Annotated in this window: 13 protein-coding genes; 6 read left to right on the plus strand and 7 right to left on the minus strand. The window is 71.3% G+C overall.

Annotation, left to right across the window (positions count from 1 at the left end):
* The first annotated feature begins 5 nt into the window (after nt 1-5).
* Nucleotides 6-887 carry a hypothetical protein gene (locus tag ACIP79_RS17290; protein WP_401223982.1) on the plus strand — a complete coding sequence of 294 codons (882 nt, stop codon included), beginning with the start codon at nt 6-8 and terminating at the stop codon, nt 885-887.
* A 379-nt stretch (nt 888-1,266) separates the two neighbouring features.
* Here ACIP79_RS17290 and rbsD read toward each other — a convergent pair whose 3' ends face one another.
* The 5 genes from rbsD to ACIP79_RS17315 form a co-directional block, all read right to left on the minus strand.
* Nucleotides 1,267-1,656: a D-ribose pyranase gene (rbsD, locus tag ACIP79_RS17295; RefSeq protein WP_401223984.1), complete on the minus strand. Its 390-nt coding sequence runs from the start codon at nt 1,654-1,656 to the stop codon at nt 1,267-1,269.
* Nucleotides 1,653-2,612 carry a ribokinase gene (locus tag ACIP79_RS17300; RefSeq protein ID WP_401223986.1) on the minus strand — a complete coding sequence of 320 codons (960 nt, stop codon included), beginning with the start codon at nt 2,610-2,612 and terminating at the stop codon, nt 1,653-1,655. Before ACIP79_RS17300 ends, rbsD begins: the two co-directional genes overlap by 4 nt.
* A 117-nt stretch (nt 2,613-2,729) precedes the next feature.
* Nucleotides 2,730-4,679: a substrate-binding domain-containing protein gene (locus ACIP79_RS17305; protein WP_401223988.1), complete on the minus strand. Its 1,950-nt coding sequence runs from the start codon at nt 4,677-4,679 to the stop codon at nt 2,730-2,732.
* Nucleotides 4,669-6,216: a sugar ABC transporter ATP-binding protein gene (locus tag ACIP79_RS17310; protein ID WP_401224294.1), complete on the minus strand. Its 1,548-nt coding sequence runs from the start codon at nt 6,214-6,216 to the stop codon at nt 4,669-4,671. The genes ACIP79_RS17305 and ACIP79_RS17310 overlap by 11 nt, the downstream gene beginning before the upstream one ends.
* A gap of 14 nt (nt 6,217-6,230) precedes the next feature.
* Complete coding sequence (locus tag ACIP79_RS17315; protein WP_401223991.1) at nt 6,231-7,259, minus strand: LacI family DNA-binding transcriptional regulator; 1,029 nt, start codon at nt 7,257-7,259, stop codon at nt 6,231-6,233.
* A 243-nt stretch (nt 7,260-7,502) separates the two neighbouring features.
* Between ACIP79_RS17315 and ACIP79_RS17320 the strand changes: the two genes are divergently transcribed.
* The 3 genes from ACIP79_RS17320 (at nt 7,503) to ACIP79_RS17330 (ending at nt 12,361) form a co-directional block, all read left to right on the plus strand.
* Nucleotides 7,503-8,507, plus strand: coding sequence for a hypothetical protein (locus ACIP79_RS17320; protein ID WP_401223994.1), 1,005 nt, complete (start codon nt 7,503-7,505; stop codon nt 8,505-8,507).
* 42 nt (nt 8,508-8,549) lie between these two features.
* Complete coding sequence (locus ACIP79_RS17325) at nt 8,550-10,799, plus strand: ATP-dependent RecD-like DNA helicase (RefSeq protein ID WP_401223996.1); 2,250 nt, start codon at nt 8,550-8,552, stop codon at nt 10,797-10,799.
* A gap of 272 nt (nt 10,800-11,071) precedes the next feature.
* Nucleotides 11,072-12,361 carry a citrate synthase gene (locus ACIP79_RS17330; RefSeq protein ID WP_401223998.1) on the plus strand — a complete coding sequence of 430 codons (1,290 nt, stop codon included), beginning with the start codon at nt 11,072-11,074 and terminating at the stop codon, nt 12,359-12,361.
* Between the two features lie 596 nt (nt 12,362-12,957).
* Here ACIP79_RS17330 and ACIP79_RS17335 read toward each other — a convergent pair.
* Nucleotides 12,958-15,225, minus strand: coding sequence for a heavy metal translocating P-type ATPase (locus ACIP79_RS17335; RefSeq protein WP_401224001.1), 2,268 nt, complete (start codon nt 15,223-15,225; stop codon nt 12,958-12,960).
* A 108-nt stretch (nt 15,226-15,333) separates the two neighbouring features.
* On the minus strand, nt 15,334-15,573 hold the full coding sequence (locus tag ACIP79_RS17340) for a heavy-metal-associated domain-containing protein (RefSeq protein WP_387186000.1): 240 nt from the start codon (nt 15,571-15,573) through the stop codon (nt 15,334-15,336).
* A gap of 177 nt (nt 15,574-15,750) precedes the next feature.
* Between ACIP79_RS17340 and ACIP79_RS17345 the strand changes: the two genes are divergently transcribed.
* Nucleotides 15,751-16,947 (plus strand): cation:proton antiporter, encoded by a 1,197-nt coding sequence (locus ACIP79_RS17345; protein ID WP_401224003.1) that lies wholly within the window; start codon nt 15,751-15,753, stop codon nt 16,945-16,947.
* A 97-nt stretch (nt 16,948-17,044) separates the two neighbouring features.
* Nucleotides 17,045-18,079, plus strand: coding sequence for a zinc-dependent alcohol dehydrogenase family protein (locus tag ACIP79_RS17350; protein WP_401224004.1), 1,035 nt, complete (start codon nt 17,045-17,047; stop codon nt 18,077-18,079).
* Nucleotides 18,080-18,090 lie beyond the last annotated feature (11 nt).

Genomic DNA, 18,090 nt, shown 5'->3' on the forward strand with positions numbered 1-18,090 from the left:
GTCCGGTGATTCAGCTTCCGGCCCGTATCGCCGTCGCGGCCACCGCCGTGCTGCTGGCCCTGTGTTCGGCCGCCTGCTCGGCGGACTCCGGCCCGTCGGGCGCACCGGACGCCTCGGGCGACCCGCCCGCTCCCGTGACCCCCGCCCGCCTCAGCGACACGCTGCCGGACGATCCCGTACGCATGGCCCTCCCGGCGACCGGCGCCGAGACCCGCTGGACGCAGGGGCTCGCCACCTTCGGTCAGCAGACGGCACGCGCCGCCGCGACCGCCTGCGCGAGCGAGCGCGGCATCGCCCTTCCCGAGCAGGTCCCGCTCGCCTACATCCGGTTCTCCGAACTGCCCGACCTGGACTTCCTCGCCCGGCACGGCTTCAGCCAGAGCGCCGAGGTGCCCACCCCCGCGGCGCGGCCCGTCGTCGCCCGCACCGCAGGCGCCGCCGCGGTACGCCGGTGCCAGGCCCAAGGCGCGGCCGCCGCCGACGAGTTGAGCGAGACCTACGCCTCGCTCCAGTCGAAGTGGTTCGACGCCCTCGCCGCCCTGCGCACCGACCCCGCCGTCCGCCGGGCCACGCAGGCCCTGCCCGACTGCTTCGCCGGGCAAGGCCTGCGAGTCCGCAACGAGAACGGCTTCTTCGCCCTGGTCGACGCCAACCTGAACTCCGCCGCTCCCACCGAACTCCCGTACGTGGACCGCGAACTCGGCAACGCCTACGCCACCTGCATGCGCCCCGTCGAAGCCGTCCGCGAACCCGCCCGCCTGCGGCTGCGCACCCGCTTCCTCACCGAACACCCCACCGAGGTAACCGCGTTGCGAACAAACCTGGTCCCGTCACTCCACGACACCGAAAAACGCCTCGGCATACGCCTGGCCTTCCCGGCACCTTGAGCGGGCGGCACCCTGAGCGGGTGGCAGGCGGTCCGTCTGCCGGGTGGCAGGCGGCCAGGCGGTCGGTGGTCCGGCGGCCGGGAGGCAGGCAGTCCGGTGGTCAGGCGGCCAAGCGGCCCGGTGGTCCGTCGGCCAAGCGGTCAGGCGGCCAAGCGGTCAGGCGGTCAGGCGGCCCTGTGGTCCGTCGGCCAGACGGCCGGGCGCCAGCCGGTCCGTCGGCTAGGCGTCCGGCGGCTAGGTGGTCGTCGGCTAGGTGGTCCGTCGGCCGGGCGGCTAGGCGGCCATGCGGTCCGTCGGCCGGGCGGCCATGCGGTCCGGCGACCCGTCGCCCAGGCGCCCAGGCCGCCGGGGCGACCCATCGCCCCGGCGGACCGTCGGCTCAGAAGAACACCCCGCACCGCAGCAGCACGTTCGCGTAGGGACGGGCCTCCCCCGTCCGTACGATCAGCCGTGCGCCCGCCGACAGTGACTTCAGTTCCTCGTGGGAGACGGTCCAGAGCTTCGGGAAGCGCTTCTCCAGCAGGGCGGTGGCCTCCGGGTTCGCCTCGCGGACCTCGCACGCGGCGGTGGCGCCCTCCACCACCAGCTCGTCCAGCAGCCCGTCGAGCACCTCGGCGAAGGACGGCACCCCGGCCCTGAAGGCCAGGTCCACGACCCGCGGCCCCGCCGGGATCGGCATCCCCGCGTCGCACACCAGGACCCCGTCCCCGTGGCCCAACTCGGCCAGCGCGCCCGCGAGATGACGGTTCAGAATTCCGGCCTTCTTCACCGCGACCCACCTCGCGAGGGCCGTGAGTCGTCCTCCGGTGACGGGAAGGCGGCAGCCAGCGCGGCGACCTCCCCGGCCGTCGGGAAGGACTCCTGCGCACCGGCCCGGGTGACCGCGGCGGCCCCCACCAGGGCGGCGTACGCGGCGGCGTCGGCCAGCGACTCCCCGCGCCCCAGCCGCCAGGCCAGCGCCGCCGTGAACGAGTCGCCCGCCCCGGTCGTGTCCACCGCCTCGACCGGCACCGACGGCACCCGGACCCGCGCCCCGGCCCGCACGGCGACCAGCGCGCCCTGCCCGCCCAGGGTGATGACCACAGAGCTCGGGCCGAGAGCCAGCAGAGCCCGCGCCCAGTCCTCGGGCTCGGGACCGGCACCGGGGCCGATCAGCACCCGGGCCTCGTGCTCGTTCACGATCAGCGGATCGCAGGCCGCCAGCACCTCGCGCGGCAGTGGCCGGGGCGGCGAGGGATTCAGTACGAAACGGCCGGCGTCGGCGAGGTTGCGTACCACCTCCACGACCGTCTCCAGCGGGATCTCCAGCTGCGCCGAGACCACCCGGGAGGCCTGGAAGAGGCTCCCGGCCGCGCGGACGTCCCCGGGAGTCAGCCGCCCGTTCGCGCCGGGCGAGACCACGATGCTGTTGTCCCCGGACGGATCGACCGTGATCAGCGCGACGCCGGTGGGCGCCCCGCCGACCAGCACGCCCACCGTGTCGACACCGGCGGCCCGCTGCGAGTCCAGCAGCAGCCGCCCGTACGCGTCGTCGCCGACGCGGGCCAGCAGGGCCGTACGGGCACCGAGCCGGGCGGCGGCGACCGCCTGGTTGGCGCCCTTGCCGCCGGGGTGGACGGTCAGGTCCGAGCCGAGGACCGTCTCCCCGGCCGCGGGCCGCCGCTCGACCCCGATCACCAGGTCGGCGTTGGCCGATCCCACGACCAGCAGGTCGTAGTCGTACATGAACTGTCTCCCTAGAAAGGTCGGTCGGGAACGCGTCGGGTGAGCGGCCGGCCGGACCAGTCGTCCGTCCGGCCGCTCACCGGGGTCATCCGCCGAAGCCGGCCGCGCCCACCGGTGTCATCCGCTGAACTCGTCGACGTTGCGCGAGGTGACCACCTTCACCGGCACCATCACCGTCTTGTCGACCTTCTTCCCCTCGGCGGCCTTCAGCGCGTTCTCCACCGCGATTCGGCCGAGTTCCGTCGGCTGCTGGGCGACGGAGGCGTACATCGTGCCCGCCTCGACGGCGGTCAGCCCGTCGGGCGTGCCGTCGAAGCCGATGACCGCGACCGACTTGCCGGCCTTGGAACCCAGCGCCTTGACCGCGCCGAGCGCCATCTCGTCGTTCTCGGCGAACACGCCCTGGATACCGGGGTTGGCCTGGAGCATGTTGGTCATGACGTCGAGGCCCTTGGTGCGGTCGAAGTCCGCGGGCTGCTTGGCGACGACCTTGATGCCGGGGTAGTCCTTCAGCCCCTCGGCGAACCCGGCCCCGCGCTCACGGCTGGCGGACGTGCCCGCCTGGCCCTGGAGGATCGCGATCGTGCCCCGGCCGCCCAGCTTCTCGGCCATGGTCTTCGCGGCGAGCTTGCCGCCCGCGATGTTGTCGGAGGCGACGAGAGCCGCCGTGTCGGCCTTGTTCACGCCCCGGTCGACACCCACGACGGGGATGTCGGCCTTGTTCGCGGAACGCACCGAAGGGCCCGCCGCGTCCGAGTCCACCGGGTTGACGATGATCGCACCGAGGCCCGAACTGGTGAAGTTCTGCAACTGGTTGGCCTGCTGCGACGCGTCGTTCTGGGCGTCCGTCACGGTCAGGTCCACACCGAGCTTCTTCGCCTCCTCCTGAGCCCCCGCCTTGATCTGTACGAAGAAGGGGTTGTTCAGCGTCGACAGGGACAGCCCCACCTTCGTCTTCGCGGTCGAGGACGAGCCGTTGTGCAGGAAGGACATCGCGCCCACCACGGCCGCGGCGACCACGGCGGCGATCACGTACGTCGCCGCCTGCTTTCCCCTGCCGCCGCCGCCCGAGGCACCGGACACCGGGGTCGCCCCCGCCTTGCGCCGCAGCGTGTCGAGCAGGACGGCGAGCGCGATCACCACGCCGATGACGACCTGCTGCCAGAAGGCCGACACCGAGAGGAGGTTGAGCCCGTTGCGCAGCACCGCCAGGATCAGCGCGCCGATCAGTGTGCCGGACGCCTTGCCGGTACCGCCCGCGAGGGAGGCGCCGCCGATGACGACCGCGGCGATCGCGTCGAGCTCGTAGCCCTGCGCGGCCTGCGGCTGGGCGGAGGAGAGCCGGGAGGCGAGCACGATGCCCGCGGCGGCCGCGAACAGACCGGACAGCGCGTAGATCACGAGCTTCTGCCGCTTCACCCGCAGCCCCGACAGCCGCGCGGCCTCCTCGTTGCCGCCGATGGCGTACATGGAGCGGCCGATGTACGTCCGCCCCAGGATCAGGGCGGTGATCAGGCCCATCACGACCATCACCAGGACCGGCACCGGCAGCCAGCCGCCGAGCGTGTCGCCGAGGTGGGACACCGAGTCGGGGAAGGCGATCGGGCTGCCCTGCGAGATGACCAGGCTGAGCCCCCGGCCCACCGACAGCATCGCGAGCGTCGCGATGAACGGCGGCAGTTTCCCGTACGAGATCAGCACGCCGTTGACCAGGCCGCACGCTATGCCGGTGGCGATCGCGAGAAGCACCGCGATCCAGACCGGCACACCCTCTGAAGTCGCCGTCCAGGCAAGGACGGTGGCGGAGAGCGCGGCGACGGAGCCGACCGACAGGTCGATGCCCGCCGAGACGATCACGAAGGTGACGCCGAAGGCGAGGATGGCGGTGACGGCCGCCTGGACGCCGATGTTGAGCAGGTTGTCCGTCGTCAGGAAGTCGCCGGACAGTGCCGTCATGGCGACGACTAGGACGATGAGCGCGGTGAGCGCGCCGTTGTCGAGCAGGAGGCGCCGGACCGCCGATGCGCCGCTCGCGCCTGGGGCGCCCGCTTTGGTGTCAGTGGCCACGGGGGGCCTCCTTTTCGGTGTTCGTGCTGACGGCGAGGGCCATCACGGAGTCCTGGGTCGCCTCGTCGGCGGAGAGTTCGCCCGCGATCCGGCCCTGTGCCATCACCAGCACCCGGTCGCTCATGCCGAGCACCTCGGGCAGATCGCTGGAGATCATCAGGACGGCGGCGCCGGCCGCCGTCAGTTCGTTGACGAGCTGGTAGATCTCGACCTTGGCGCCGACGTCGATGCCGCGGGTCGGCTCGTCGAGGATCAGCACCCTGGCGTCGGCGAGCAGCCACTTGCCGATGACGACCTTCTGCTGGTTGCCGCCGGAGAGGGTGCGCACATGCTGGCCGAGACCGGCCATCCGTACGCCCAGCCGCTCGGCGACCCGCGCGGCGGCGGCCCGCTGGCCCTTGAGGTCGACAAGACCGCCGTGGGTGGCGGCCCGCATGGTCACGAGCCCGAGGTTCTCCTCCACAGAGGCGTCCAGGAGCAGGCCCTGGCCCTTGCGGTCCTCGGGGACGAGCCCGATGCCCGCCGCCATCGCGGCGTTCACGTCGTGGCGCCGCAGCGCGGAACCGGCGACCCGCACGGCCCCGCTGTCATACGGATCGGCGCCGAAGACGGCCCGGACGACCTCCGTACGTCCGGCCCCCACGAGCCCCGCGATGCCGACGACCTCACCGGCCCGCACCTCGAAGGACACGTCGTGGAAGACGCCGTCCCGGGTGAGCCCCTCGACACTGAGCAACGCGGCCCCGGCCTCGGCGCGTTCACGCGGATACTGCTGCTCGATGGACCGGCCCACCATCAGGCGGACGAGTTCGTCCGAGTGGGTGGACGCGGGGACCTGGCCGACGCTCCTGCCGTCCCGGATGACCGTGACCCGGTCTCCGACGGCGGCGATCTCCTCCAGGTGGTGGGTGATGAAGACGATGCCGACACCGTCCTCGCGCAGCCGGCGCACGATCGCGAAGAGCTTCTCGACCTCGTCGGAGGTGAGCACCGCGGTCGGCTCGTCCATGATCAGCACGCGGGCGTCCAGGCTGAGCGCCTTCGCGATCTCGACCATCTGGAGCCGGGCGATGCCCAGTTCACGCACCCGCGCGGCCGGGGAGACCTTCACCCCGACCCGCTCCAGCAGGACGGCGGCCTCGGCCTCCATCCGCTTGCGGTCGATCAGCCCGAAGCGGCGCGGCTGCCGGCCCAGGAAGATGTTCTCGGCGACCGTCAGGTCCGGGACGAGGTTGAACTCCTGGTAGATGGTCGCGATCCCGAGACGCTCGGAGTCCTGCGCCCCCTGGATACGGACCTCCTCGCCGTCGACGAGGACGCGCCCGGCGTCGGGATGGTAGGCGCCGGAGAGCATCTTGATGAGAGTGCTCTTGCCCGCGCCGTTCTCGCCGAGCAGGACGTGCACCTCACCGCGGCGCAGGTCGAAGTCGACGCTGTCGAGCGCGACGACGCCGGGGAAGGTCTTGCGGATTCCTTCGATACGCAGCAGTTCGCGTGAATCGGTACGGGGCGACTCGTCCGAGCCGGTACCGGGCAACTCGTCGGGGCGGCTCACGGGTTGCTCCTCTCTGCGACAGGTTCTGTGACAGGGGACTCGCCGCACGAGCGGCGGACGACGAGACGGGCGGGGAGGGTGACGGACTGCGGGGGCCGGCCCTCGATGCGGTCGACCAGGGCGCGTACCGCGGCCCGGCCGAGCTCGCCCGTCGGCTGGGCGATGGCGGTGATCGGCGGATCGGTGTGCACGAACCACGGGATGTCGTCGAACGCGGCGAGCGCGATGTCCTCGGGGACCCGCATCCCGCGCGCGCGGATCGCGTCCAGCGCGCCGAGCGCCATCAGGTTGTCGGCGGCGAAGACGACCTCGGGCGGTTCGGCCAGCGCGAGGAACCGCTCGGTGGCCCGCCGTCCGCTCTCGGCCTGGAAGTCGCCCTGTCCTATGTAGGCGCCGGGCAGCGGAATCCCGTACTCCGCCATGGCCTCGCGGAAGGCCTCGACCCGCTCGCTGCCGGTCGTCGTGGCCGCCGGGCCCGCGATGATGGCGAGCCTGCGGTGGCCGAGCCCGTGCAGATGGGCGACGAGATCGCGTACCGCGGCCCGCCCGTCGGACCGTACGACGGGCACGTCCAGGCCGGGTATCCAGCGGTCGACGAACACCATCGGGGTCCCGGCGCGCGCGGCGTCCAGCATCCCGGGGGAGCCGCCGTCGGCGGGGGAGACGAGGAGTCCGTCGATACGCCGGTCCAGCAGGGTCCGTACGTGGTGATCCTGGAGGTCGGGCCGCTCGTCGGCGTTGCCGATGATCACGCTGTAGCCGAGCGCGCGGGCCTCCTCCTCGACGGAGCGGGCCAGTTCGGTGAAGTAGGGGTTCAGCACGTCGCTGATGACCAGGCCGAGGGTGCGGGTCTGGTCGGTGCGCAGGGAGCGGGCGACGGCGTTCGGGCGGTAGCCCAGCGCCGCGACGGCGGCGAGGACGCGGGCCCGCGCGTCGGGGCTCACGGACGGGTGGTCGTTCAGCACACGGGACACCGTGGCAACGGAGACACCCGCCTCCGCGGCGACATCCTTGATGCTCGCCATCACCGCTCCACCTCCTTGTGGAATCGATTACACGAAGGATTGGAATCGATTACACGGGGGTTTGACAAGAGTCCGACACCGGATCGTGACCTGAGGTGCGCTCGTCCCGGATTTCCGCGGTCCGGTGAACCGGTGGTCCACCGCTGCCGTTGTGGCCCCGCGGGCCCGCAGGACCACAACGGCGGTCGCGACAGGGCTGGGGCCTCTGCGCCAGCGGCGGCCGACACCAGGAAGAAGTGAACGATGACGAACGCGCCGGACGGTTCTCCCACCGGTTCCGAGGACTACCCGGCCTTCTACCTGGACCAGCCTCAGGCGGTCTGGGACTTCACGCCGAGGGATCCGACCGAGGCGGTGGAACCTCCCGGCTACCACACAGATACCGCCCCCGGGGAGGCTCCGTCGGAGGACTTCGTGAGGGGGTACGAACGGGCGGTGCTTCAGGAGCGTGGAATGAGGGGCGCGGAGGCCCCGGTCTACGACCCGCAGGAGCGGTTCGAGAGGGACATGCGGGAAGCCGAACTGCGCAGTCTCGACATGTCCGTTCAGCCCGACAGGCCGGAAGCTGACTTCCAGCAGGATCTGCGGCTGGCTCTGGACGCCAGCCTCGCGGACGTGACCCGCCCGTCGGCACCGGAGGCACCACTCCCCACCACCCTCGGCGTCTCCCCTCCGTCGGCCTACAACGCGTCGGCCTTCAGCCCCGGCGCCGACTACGAGGAGGACCTTCGGCGGGCCCTGGATCTCAGCGCGGCGGAGGCCGCGAACGAGCAGCGGCCGACGGCGACGGAACCCGCGTGGCTCGGCGCCTCCAACTGGACGTTCGCCGGCCTGACCCCTTCCGCCCAGGCCCCCGAGAGCCCGGTCGTCTCCAGTCCGGTGGACCCCGCCCCGGCGTTCTTCGGCATCACCCGCGGTCCCCTGCCAGAGGCGGACCCCTTCGCGTTGCAGGTGGCCGAGGAGAGGGCCGACGCGGGCTTTCCGGGGCCTCAGGGGGGACCGGATGCGCAGGCCTTCGCGAGCGCCCGGCGGCCCCCGACCGCTCCGAACCCGTCCTTCCAGGTGCCCTCCAACCCCGTCGTCGGTTCCGCGAACAACTACTTCCCGCAGCCGGATCCCCGCGTGCCGCCGGAGGCGGACCACCCGGACGCGGACAGGCGGCAGACGGACAGGCGGCAGGTGGAGCGGCCGTGGGAGCCGGGAGGCCAACAGCAGGGCAGGGGCGGCCGGCCCCAGGGCCGCCGCTGATCCCGTCCACCGTTGTCGGACCCCGGCGGTACCGTTTCGACCATGTCCCATCAGGCGGCGGACCCCACAGGCGAACGGCGGCTCGCGACACTCGAAGGCGTACTCGAACGCATCACGTACGCCAACGAGGAGAACGGATACACGGTCGCGAGGGTCGACACCGGTCGCGGTGGCGGTGACCTGCTGACCGTCGTCGGCTCGCTGCTCGGCGCGCAGGTGGGGGAGTCGCTCCGGATGGAGGGCCGCTGGGGCTCGCACCCCCAGTTCGGCAAGCAGTTCACGGTGGAGAACTACACGACGGTGCTGCCCGCCACCGTCCAGGGCATCCGCCGTTACCTCGGCTCCGGCCTGGTCAAGGGCATCGGCCCGGTCTTCGCCGACCGGATCACCCGGCACTTCGGCACCGACACCCTGCGGATCATCGAGGAGGAGCCGAAGCGGCTCGTCGAGGTCCCCGGGCTCGGCCCCAAGCGCACCAGGAAGATCGCCGACGCCTGGGAGGAGCAGAAGGCGATCAAGGAGGTCATGCTCTTCCTCCAGACCGTCGAGGTGTCCACGTCGATCGCGGTCCGCATCTACAAGAAGTACGGCGACGCGTCGATCTCGGTGGTGAGGAACCAGCCCTACCGCCTCGCGTCCGACGTCTGGGGCATCGGCTTCCTGACCGCCGACAAGATCGCCCAGTCCGTCGGCATCCCGCACGACAGCCCGGAGCGCGTCAAGGCGGGCCTGCAGTACGCCCTTTCACAGTCCACCGACCAGGGCCACTGCTATCTCCCCGAGGAGCGGCTGATCGCGGACGCGGTCAAACTCCTCCAGGTGGACACGGGCCTGGTCATCGAGTGCCTCGCGGAACTGGCGGCCCCGGCGGAGGAAGGCGAGGACCCCGGCGTCGTCCGGGAGAAGGTGCCGGGCCCGGACGGCGAGCCGGTCACCGCCGTCTATCTGGTCCCCTTCCACCGCGCCGAACTCTCCCTGTCCGCCCAGCTGTTGCGCCTGCTGCGCACCGACCAGGACCGGATGCCCGCCTTCCGCGACGTCGCCTGGGACAAGGCACTGACCTGGCTGAAGGGGCGTACGGGCACGGAGTTGGCGCCCGAGCAGGAGCAGGCGGTCCGGCTCGCGCTCACCAGGAAGGTGGCCGTGCTCACCGGCGGACCCGGCTGCGGCAAGTCCTTCACGGTCCGCTCGATCGTGGAACTGGCCCGCGCCAGAAGGGCGAAGGTCGTCCTGGCCGCGCCCACGGGCCGTGCCGCCAAGCGGCTGGCCGAGCTGACGGGCGCCGAGGCCTCCACCGTGCACCGGCTCCTTGAGCTGAAGCCGGGCGGCGACGCGGCCTACGACAGGGACCGCCCGCTCGACGCCGACCTGGTGGTCGTCGACGAGGCCTCGATGCTCGACCTCCTCCTCGCCAACAAGCTGGTCAAGGCGGTGCCTCCGGGCGCGCACCTCCTCTTCGTGGGAGACGTCGACCAACTCCCCAGCGTCGGCGCCGGCGAGGTGCTGCGCGACCTGCTCGCCGACGGCGGCCCGGTCCCGGCGGTCCGGCTCACCCGGATCTTCCGGCAGGCCCAGCAGTCCGGGGTGGTGACCAACGCCCACCGGATCAACTCCGGGCAGCACCCGCGCACGGACGACATGTTGGACTTCTTCCTCTTCGTCGAGGACGACACCGAGGAGGCGGGCCGGCTCACGGTGGACGTGGCGGCACGGCGGATTCCGGCCAAGTTCGGGCTCGACCCGCGCCGCGACATCCAGGTCCTCGCGCCGATGCACCGGGGCCCGGCGGGCGCGGGCGCCCTCAACGGCCTTCTCCAGCAGGCCATCACGCCGGCCCGCCCCGACCTCCCCGAGAAGCGCTTCGGCGGCCGGGTCTTCCGCGTCGGCGACAAGGTCACCCAGATCCGCAACAACTACGAGAAGGGCGAGAACGGCGTCTTCAACGGCACGGTCGGCGTCGTGACCTCCCTCGACGCCGAGGAACAGAAGCTGACGGTGCGGACCGACGAGGACGAGGAGGTGCCGTACGACTTCGACGAACTGGACGAGCTGGCCCACGCGTACGCGGTGACCATCCACCGCTCCCAGGGCAGTGAGTACCCCGCGGTGGTGATCCCGGTGACCACCAGCGCGTGGATGATGCTCCAGCGCAATCTCCTCTACACCGCCGTCACCCGCGCCAAGCGGCTGGTCGTCCTCGTCGGCTCCCGCAAGGCGATAGGCCAGGCGGTCCGCACGGTCTCCGCCGGGCAGCGGTGCACGGCGCTGGCCTTCCGGCTAGCCCAGGCCTGACGCGCGCGGATCCGCCCCCGCCGGGCCTTTCGGACCTCTCGGGAGGCCTCCGCGCGCCACCTCGGCAAAAATGATCGATCAAACGAGTCGTAAAGGTCACACAGCACTTCCGGAACCCGGGCGAAGGGGGGCAGGATGAGTAAGTTGGCGGCACTCAGTGCCGCCAATAGGCCCAATGGTCGACCCCGAGTGCACTCTCCAGGGCCAAATGGGGGATGGTAGAGACAGTCAGGGCACCTCGAAGAAGAGGGACAACGTCGGTGAGGGATGACGTGAGCGACAACTCTGTAGTAGTGCGTTACGGCGATGGCGAGTACACCTACCCGGTGATCGACAGCACCGTCGGCGACAAGGGCTTCGACATCGGGAAGCTGCGCGCACAGACGGGTCTGGTGACGCTGGACAGCGGATACGGGAACACCGCCGCCTATAAATCCGCGATCACCTACCTCGACGGTGAGGAGGGCATCCTCCGCTACCGCGGCTACCCGATCGAGCAGCTGGCCGAGCACTCCACCTTCCTTGAGGTGGCCTCGCTGCTGATCAACGGCGAACTGCCGAACGTGGACGAGCTCTCCACCTTCAAGAACGAGATCACGCAGCACACCCTGCTGCACGAGGACGTCAAGCGTTTCTTCCAGGGCTTCCCGCGCGACGCCCACCCGATGGCGATGCTGTCGTCGGTGGTCAGCGCCCTGTCGACGTTCTACCAGGACAGCCACAACCCTTTCGACGAGAAGCAGCGTCACCTCTCGACGATCCGCCTTCTCGCCAAGCTTCCGACGATCGCGGCGTACGCCTACAAGAAGTCGATCGGGCACCCCTTCGTCTACCCGCGCAACGACCTCGGGTACGTCGAGAACTTCCTCCGCATGACGTTCTCGGTCCCGGCGCAGGAGTACGAGCTCGACCCGGTCGTCGTCTCCGCGCTGGAGAAGCTGCTCATCCTGCACGCGGACCACGAGCAGAACTGTTCGACCTCCACGGTCCGCCTGGTCGGCTCCTCGCAGGCGAACATGTTCGCGTCGATCTCCGCCGGCATCTCCGCCCTCTGGGGCCCGCTGCACGGCGGCGCCAACGCGTCCGTCCTGGAGATGCTGGAAGGCATCCAGGCCAACGGCGGCGACGTCGACTCCTTCATCCGCAAGGTGAAGAACAAGGAGGACGGCGTCCGCCTGATGGGCTTCGGCCACCGGGTGTACAAGTCCTTCGACCCGCGCGCCAAGATCATCAAGGCCGCGGCGCACGACGTCCTCTCGGCCCTGGGCAAGTCCGACGAGCTGCTGGACATCGCGCTCAAGCTGGAGGAGCACGCGCTCTCCGACGAGTACTTCGTCTCGCGCAACCTCTACCCCAACGTGGACTTCTACACGGGCCTGATCTACCGCGCCATGGGCTTCCCGACCGAGATGTTCACGGTCCTGTTCGCCCTGGGCCGCCTCCCCGGCTGGATCGCCCAGTGGCACGAGATGATCAAGGAGCCCGGCTCCCGCATCGGCCGCCCCCGGCAGATCTACACGGGCGAGGTCCTGCGCGACTTCGTTCCGGTCGAGGGCCGCTGAGCGCGGAACCCGCCGGACCGCCGCGCGCGTAGCGGCACGCACGAAATCCGCGCGCAGCGGCACATACGGACAAAACGGAAAGCGCCCTGCTACCGGTCCCCCCACGGGCCGGCAGTCAGGGCGCTTTCCTTGTCCCGGTGCGGATTCCCCCCACGGGATCCGGCCGGGCGTCTGTGGACAGCGCCTGAATCGCTGTGTTCTGGCTGGACGTGCTGGTGAGCGGCCTGCTGTGAGCGGAACGAGCAAAACTTCGGTCACGAGGGTGCGGTTGGCCGGGACGCGTACCGCCGGGAGGGCCGCTCAAAGCTCCCCGGTGTACGTGCCCCGGCAACGCAGTTCCAGGAACGTCCCCCAAGACATCCCCAGATGCCAGTCACGCCCCCCAAGACGCTTCTGACATCGCCAACTTAGACTCACGAACCCCTTCGTTGGTTACGTTCACATCACTGTGACCTGCGTCTCTTGCATATGTCCTGAAGATACGCAAGAGACCCCAAAACGGATTGCAGGGGCCCAAGCGTAAGGAAGATGCGCGAGCCTTGTGAAGAGCTTATGTGAGGCTCTCCCCGGACTCTAGGGGGGTTCTCACCCGAACATCATGAGAATGCCCTGAGCCGAAGGCTGTTCGTGACCACGAACACCGACGAGAAGGCCATCGCCGCCCCCGCGATCATCGGGTTCAGCAGCCCGGCCGCCGCCAACGGCAGCGCCGCCACGTTGTATCCGAAAGCCCAGACGAGGTTCCCCCTGATGATGCCGAGGGTCCTGCGCGACAGCCGGATCGCGTCCGCGGCCACCCGCAGATCCCCGCGCACCAGCGTCAGATCGCTCGCCTCGATCGCCGCGTCCGTGCCGGTTCCCATCGCCAGACCCAGGTCGGCGGTGGCCAGCGCCGCCGCGTCGTTGACCCCGTCGCCCACCATCGCGACGCTGCGCCCCTCGCCCTGGAGCCGCCTGACGACGTCGACCTTGTCCTCCGGCAGCACCTCGGCGATCACGTCCGCGCTGTCGATCCCCACGGCACGGGCCACGGACTCGGCGACCGCCCGGTTGTCCCCGGTGAGCAGCACCGGCCTGAGCCCGAGGGCGCGCAGGGCGCGCACGGCCTCGGCGCTGGTCTCCTTGACCGCGTCGGCGACGGTGAGCACACCGACCGCCGCGCCGTCCCGGGTGACCACGACGGCGGTACGTCCTTCCGCCTCGGCCGCGGACTTGGCGCGCGCCAGCTCCTCCGGGAGTGCCGGCGCGGTGTCCGTCGCGAACCGGCCGACCGTCACCTCGTGGCCCGCCACGCGCCCGCGGACCCCGCGCCCCGGAACGTTCTCGAAGTGCTCCGGGGGCGAGAACGCGCCAGTTCGCTCCTGAGCGCCTGCCGCGACCGCCTGGGCAATCGGGTGCTCGGAGGCGTGTTCCAGGGCTCCTGCGAGCCGCAGGACCTCGTTCTCGGCCATGCCGCCGACGACGTAGACCTCTTGAAGTTTCATGCGTCCCGTCGTCACGGTCCCGGTCTTGTCCAGGACGACGGTGTCGACGCGGCGGGTGGACTCCAGGACCTCGGGTCCCTTGATGAGGATGCCGAGCTGGGCGCCGCGTCCCGTGCCGACCATCAGGGCGGTCGGCGTGGCGAGCCCCAGCGCGCACGGGCAGGCGATGATCAGCACCGCGACGGCGGCCGTGAAGGCGGCGACCGTGTCGCCCGTGACCGCCAGCCAGACCCCGAACGTGCCGAGCGCGATCAGCAGCACCGCCGGGACGAAGACCCCGGAGATCCGGTCGGCGAGTCGCTGCACCTCGGCCTTGCCGTTCTGCGCGTCCTCCACCAGCCGCGCCATCCGCGCGAGTTGGGTGTCCGCGCCGACCCGGCTCGCCTCGACGACCAGCCGGCCCCCGGCGTTCACGGTCGCGCCGGTCACCGCGGAGCCCGCGCCGACGTCGACCGGCAGCGACTCGCCGGTCAGCATCGAGGCGTCCACGGCCGAGGCGCCCTCGATGACGGTGCCGTCGGTGGCGATCTTCTCGCCGGGCCGTACGACGAACCGGTCCCCGACGGCCAACTGGTCGACAGGGACGCGTACTTCGCGGCCGTCCCGCAGAACGGACACGTCCTTGGCGCCCAGTTCCATCAGCGCCCGCAGCGCGGCCCCGGCCTGCCGCTTGGAGCGGGCCTCCAGATACCGGCCGAGCAGGATGAACGCGATGACACCGGCGGCGACCTCCAGGTAGATCGCCGAAGTCCCCTGCTCGCGCGAGACGGTGAACGAGAAGCCCTCGCGCATGCCCTCCATGCCCGCGTCCCCGAGGAACAGCGCCCACAGGGACCAGCCGAACGCGGCCAGCGTGCCGATCGAGATGAGGGTGTCCATGGTGGCCGCGCCGTGCCGCGCGTTCGTGAACGCGGCCCGGTGGAAGGGGAGTCCGCCCCAGACGACCACGGGTGCGGCCAGGGTGAGCGCCAGCCACTGCCAGTCGTCGAACTGGAGGGCCGGGATCATCGACAGCAGGGCGACGGGGAGGGCGAGGAGGACGGAGACGGCCAGGCGTTCGCGCAGGGCGGCCAGTTCGGGATCGCGCTCTTCGGCGGAGTCCGGCGCGGACTCGGCCGTGGGCGGAGGCGGCGGCTGCTTGGCCGTGTACCCGGTCTTCTCGACGGTGGCGATCAGATCGGCGACCACCACCTCCCGCGGATACGAGACCTTCGCCTTCTGGGTCGCGTAGTTGACGGTGGCGGTGACACCGTCCATGCGGTTGAGCTTCTTCTCGACGCGCGCCGCGCAGGAGGCGCAGGTCATACCGCCGATGCTGAGCTCGATCTCCGAGGCGGGCGCGGTCTGCGCCCTGGCTGTCGCGGGTGCTGAGGTGGTCATGGTCCGGCTCCAAGGAACGAACCAGGCCGTACGGAGCCAGTATCAGCTGGTCGGTACGGCCCGGTGTGGAGAGCTAGGTGTCGCGGAGGGTGTCGCGCGGGGGTCGGTTCAGGCCTTGCCGACGAGTTCGAAGCCCGCCTCGTCGACCGCGGCACGCACCGCGTCCTCGTCGAGGGCGGCGGCGGAGACCACGGTGACCTCACCGGTGGCGGCCACGGCCTTCACCGAGCTGACGCCGGCGATCCCGGCGAGCTCGCCGGAGACGGAACCCTCGCAGTGCCCGCAGCTCATTCCGCTCACCTGGTAGACGGTCGTGACGGAACCCTGGGTGTCGGTCTGCGAGGTCATGGCGTTACTCCTCAGTGAGGCATCTCGGGCGTGCGTACGTAGACAGGAGGTGAGTCCTGAGGCTCCAGGGTTGCCTCCTGCTAGCAGGCTATACCCCTAGGGGGTACTTCTCCAAGCGGGGTCACGGGGCGGCGGCCGCTGGCGGGATCCGCCGGGACTCTATGGTAAATACCCCTTATGTCGCAGTCCGGGACGCTCATTCTGATCATGTCCATCGCGGTACTCGCCCCGCTGCTGGCCTACGGGATCGGCCGCCGGCTGCCGGTCTCGCTCGTCATCTTCGAGATCGTCCTCGGCATCCTGGTCGGCCCCGACGTGCTGGGCTGGGCCGGCGAGGGCGAGGTCATCGACACGCTCTCCGACCTGGGCCTGGCGATGCTGATCTTCCTCGCGGGCTACGAGATCGAGTTCGACAAGGTCCGCGGGGACACCCTGAAGCGCTCGGTCGGGGCCTGGCTGATCGCGCTGGCCGCGGGACTCACGCTGGGCATGCTGCTCACCGGGGCCTCCAAGGGCGTCTACATCGGCACCGCCCTCACCAGCACCGCCCTCGGCGCGGTGCTGTCCGTCCTGCGCGACGCCGGGGACCTGCGCTCGCGTTTCGGCTCGGTGATGATGGCGATGAGCGCGGTGGGGGAGTTCGGGCCGATCATCGCGATCACCCTGCTGCTGAGCGGCCGCGCGCCGGGCAGGTCGACGGTGCTGCTCGCCGCGTTCGCGCTCCTCACCGCCGGAGCGGTGTTCTGGGCGCTGCGCCCCCGGCGGCCCTGGTTCTCGCACGTAATCGACAAGACCCTGCACAGCAGCGGGCAGTTCGCGGTCCGGCTGGTCGTCCTGCTGCTGGCCGTGATGCTCGGCGTCTCCGGCGCCCTGGGCCTCGACACCCTGCTCGGCGCCTTCGCCGCCGGCCTGATCACCCGGCTGGTGCTCCACGGGGCGGCGCCGCGGAGCGCGGGCGAGATCCTGGCCAAGGTCGAGGCGATGGGGTTCGGCTTCCTGGTGCCGGTCTTCTACGTCGTCACCGGAATCGAGTTCGACCTGGACGCCCTGCTCTCCGGGGGCCGCGCGCTGCTCCTGCTGCCCGTCTTCCTGCTGCTCTTCCTCCTGGTGCGCGGCCTGCCCGTGTACGCCCTCGCCCCGCGCGATCTCCAGGGACGCGACCGCCGTGCCCTCACCCTCTTCGCCTCGACGGCCCTCCCCCTGGTGGTGGCCATCACCACCATCGGAGTGGACGACAAGGTGCTCGGCACCGAGGAGGCGGCGGCACTGGTGGGGGCCGCGATGCTCTCCGTACTGGTGTTTCCGCTGGTGGGGCTGAGGCTGCGGGGGGAGAAGGTGGAGAAGGGGGAGAGCGAGGGGGCCGAGACGTGGTGAGCGCCGACGGCCCGGACCGCGGCTGTCCCGCGGCCCGGCCCGGCTAGCGTTCGTTCCCGAAGGCTGATCCACGGGTCGACGGCGAGGGGCTGGACGGATGCGCGCGGTGGTGTTCGAGCGGTACGGGGAGCCGGCCGAGGTGCGTGAGGTGGCGGACCCGGCGCCCGCGGAGCACGGGGTGGTGGTGCGGGTCGAGGCCACCGGGCTGTGCCGGAGCGACTGGCACGGCTGGATGGGCCACGACTCCGGCATCACACTGCCGCACGTGCCGGGGCACGAACTCGCCGGGGTCGTCGAGGCGGTGGGCGCCCGCGTCACCGGCCGGCGCCCCGGCGACCGGGTCACCGTGCCGTTCGTCTGCGCCTGCGGAAGCTGTCCCTCGTGCGCCGCGGGCGACCAGCAGGTGTGCGAACGCCAGACCCAGCCGGGGTTCACGCACTGGGGTTCCTTCGCGCGGTACGTGGCGCTCGACCACGCCGACGTGAACCTGGTCGCGGTGCCCGAGGGGATGCCCGCGGCCACGGCCGCCTCGCTGGGCTGCCGGTTCGCCACGGCGTACCGGGCGGTGGTCGCGCGGGGCAGGGCGGCGGCGGGGGAGTGGCTCGCGGTGCACGGCTGCGGGGGCGTCGGTCTGTCCGCGGTGATGATCGCGGCCGCCGCCGGGGCCCGGGTCGTCGCCGTCGACGTGTCGCCCCGGGCGCTGGAGCTGGCGCGGAGGTTCGGGGCGGCGGAGGCCGTGGACGCGTCGAAGGTGGCGGACACGGCGGAGGCGGTACGCGAACTGACCGGCGGCGGCGCCCACGTGTCGCTGGACGCCCTCGGGTCCGCGGCCACCTGCGCGGCCTCGGTGAACGGCCTGCGGCGACGCGGCCGGCACGTCCAGGTCGGACTGCTGCCGGCGGCCCCCGAGATCCCCATGGCCCGCGTGATCGCCCTCGAACTCGACGTGCTGGGCAGCCACGGCATGGCGGCGCACGCCTACCCCGACATGCTGGAACTGGTACGGGCCGGGATCCTGCGCCCCGACCTCCTGGTCACCGCCACCATCCCGCTGGACGCGGCACCGGCCGCGCTGGCGGCGATGGGGACGACGCCCGGGGCGGGGGTCACGGTCATCGAGCCGTGGAGCTGACCGGGGAGGCC

This window comes from Streptomyces sp. NPDC088747 (assembly GCF_044751025.1).
Classification (GTDB): domain Bacteria; phylum Actinomycetota; class Actinomycetes; order Streptomycetales; family Streptomycetaceae; genus Streptomyces.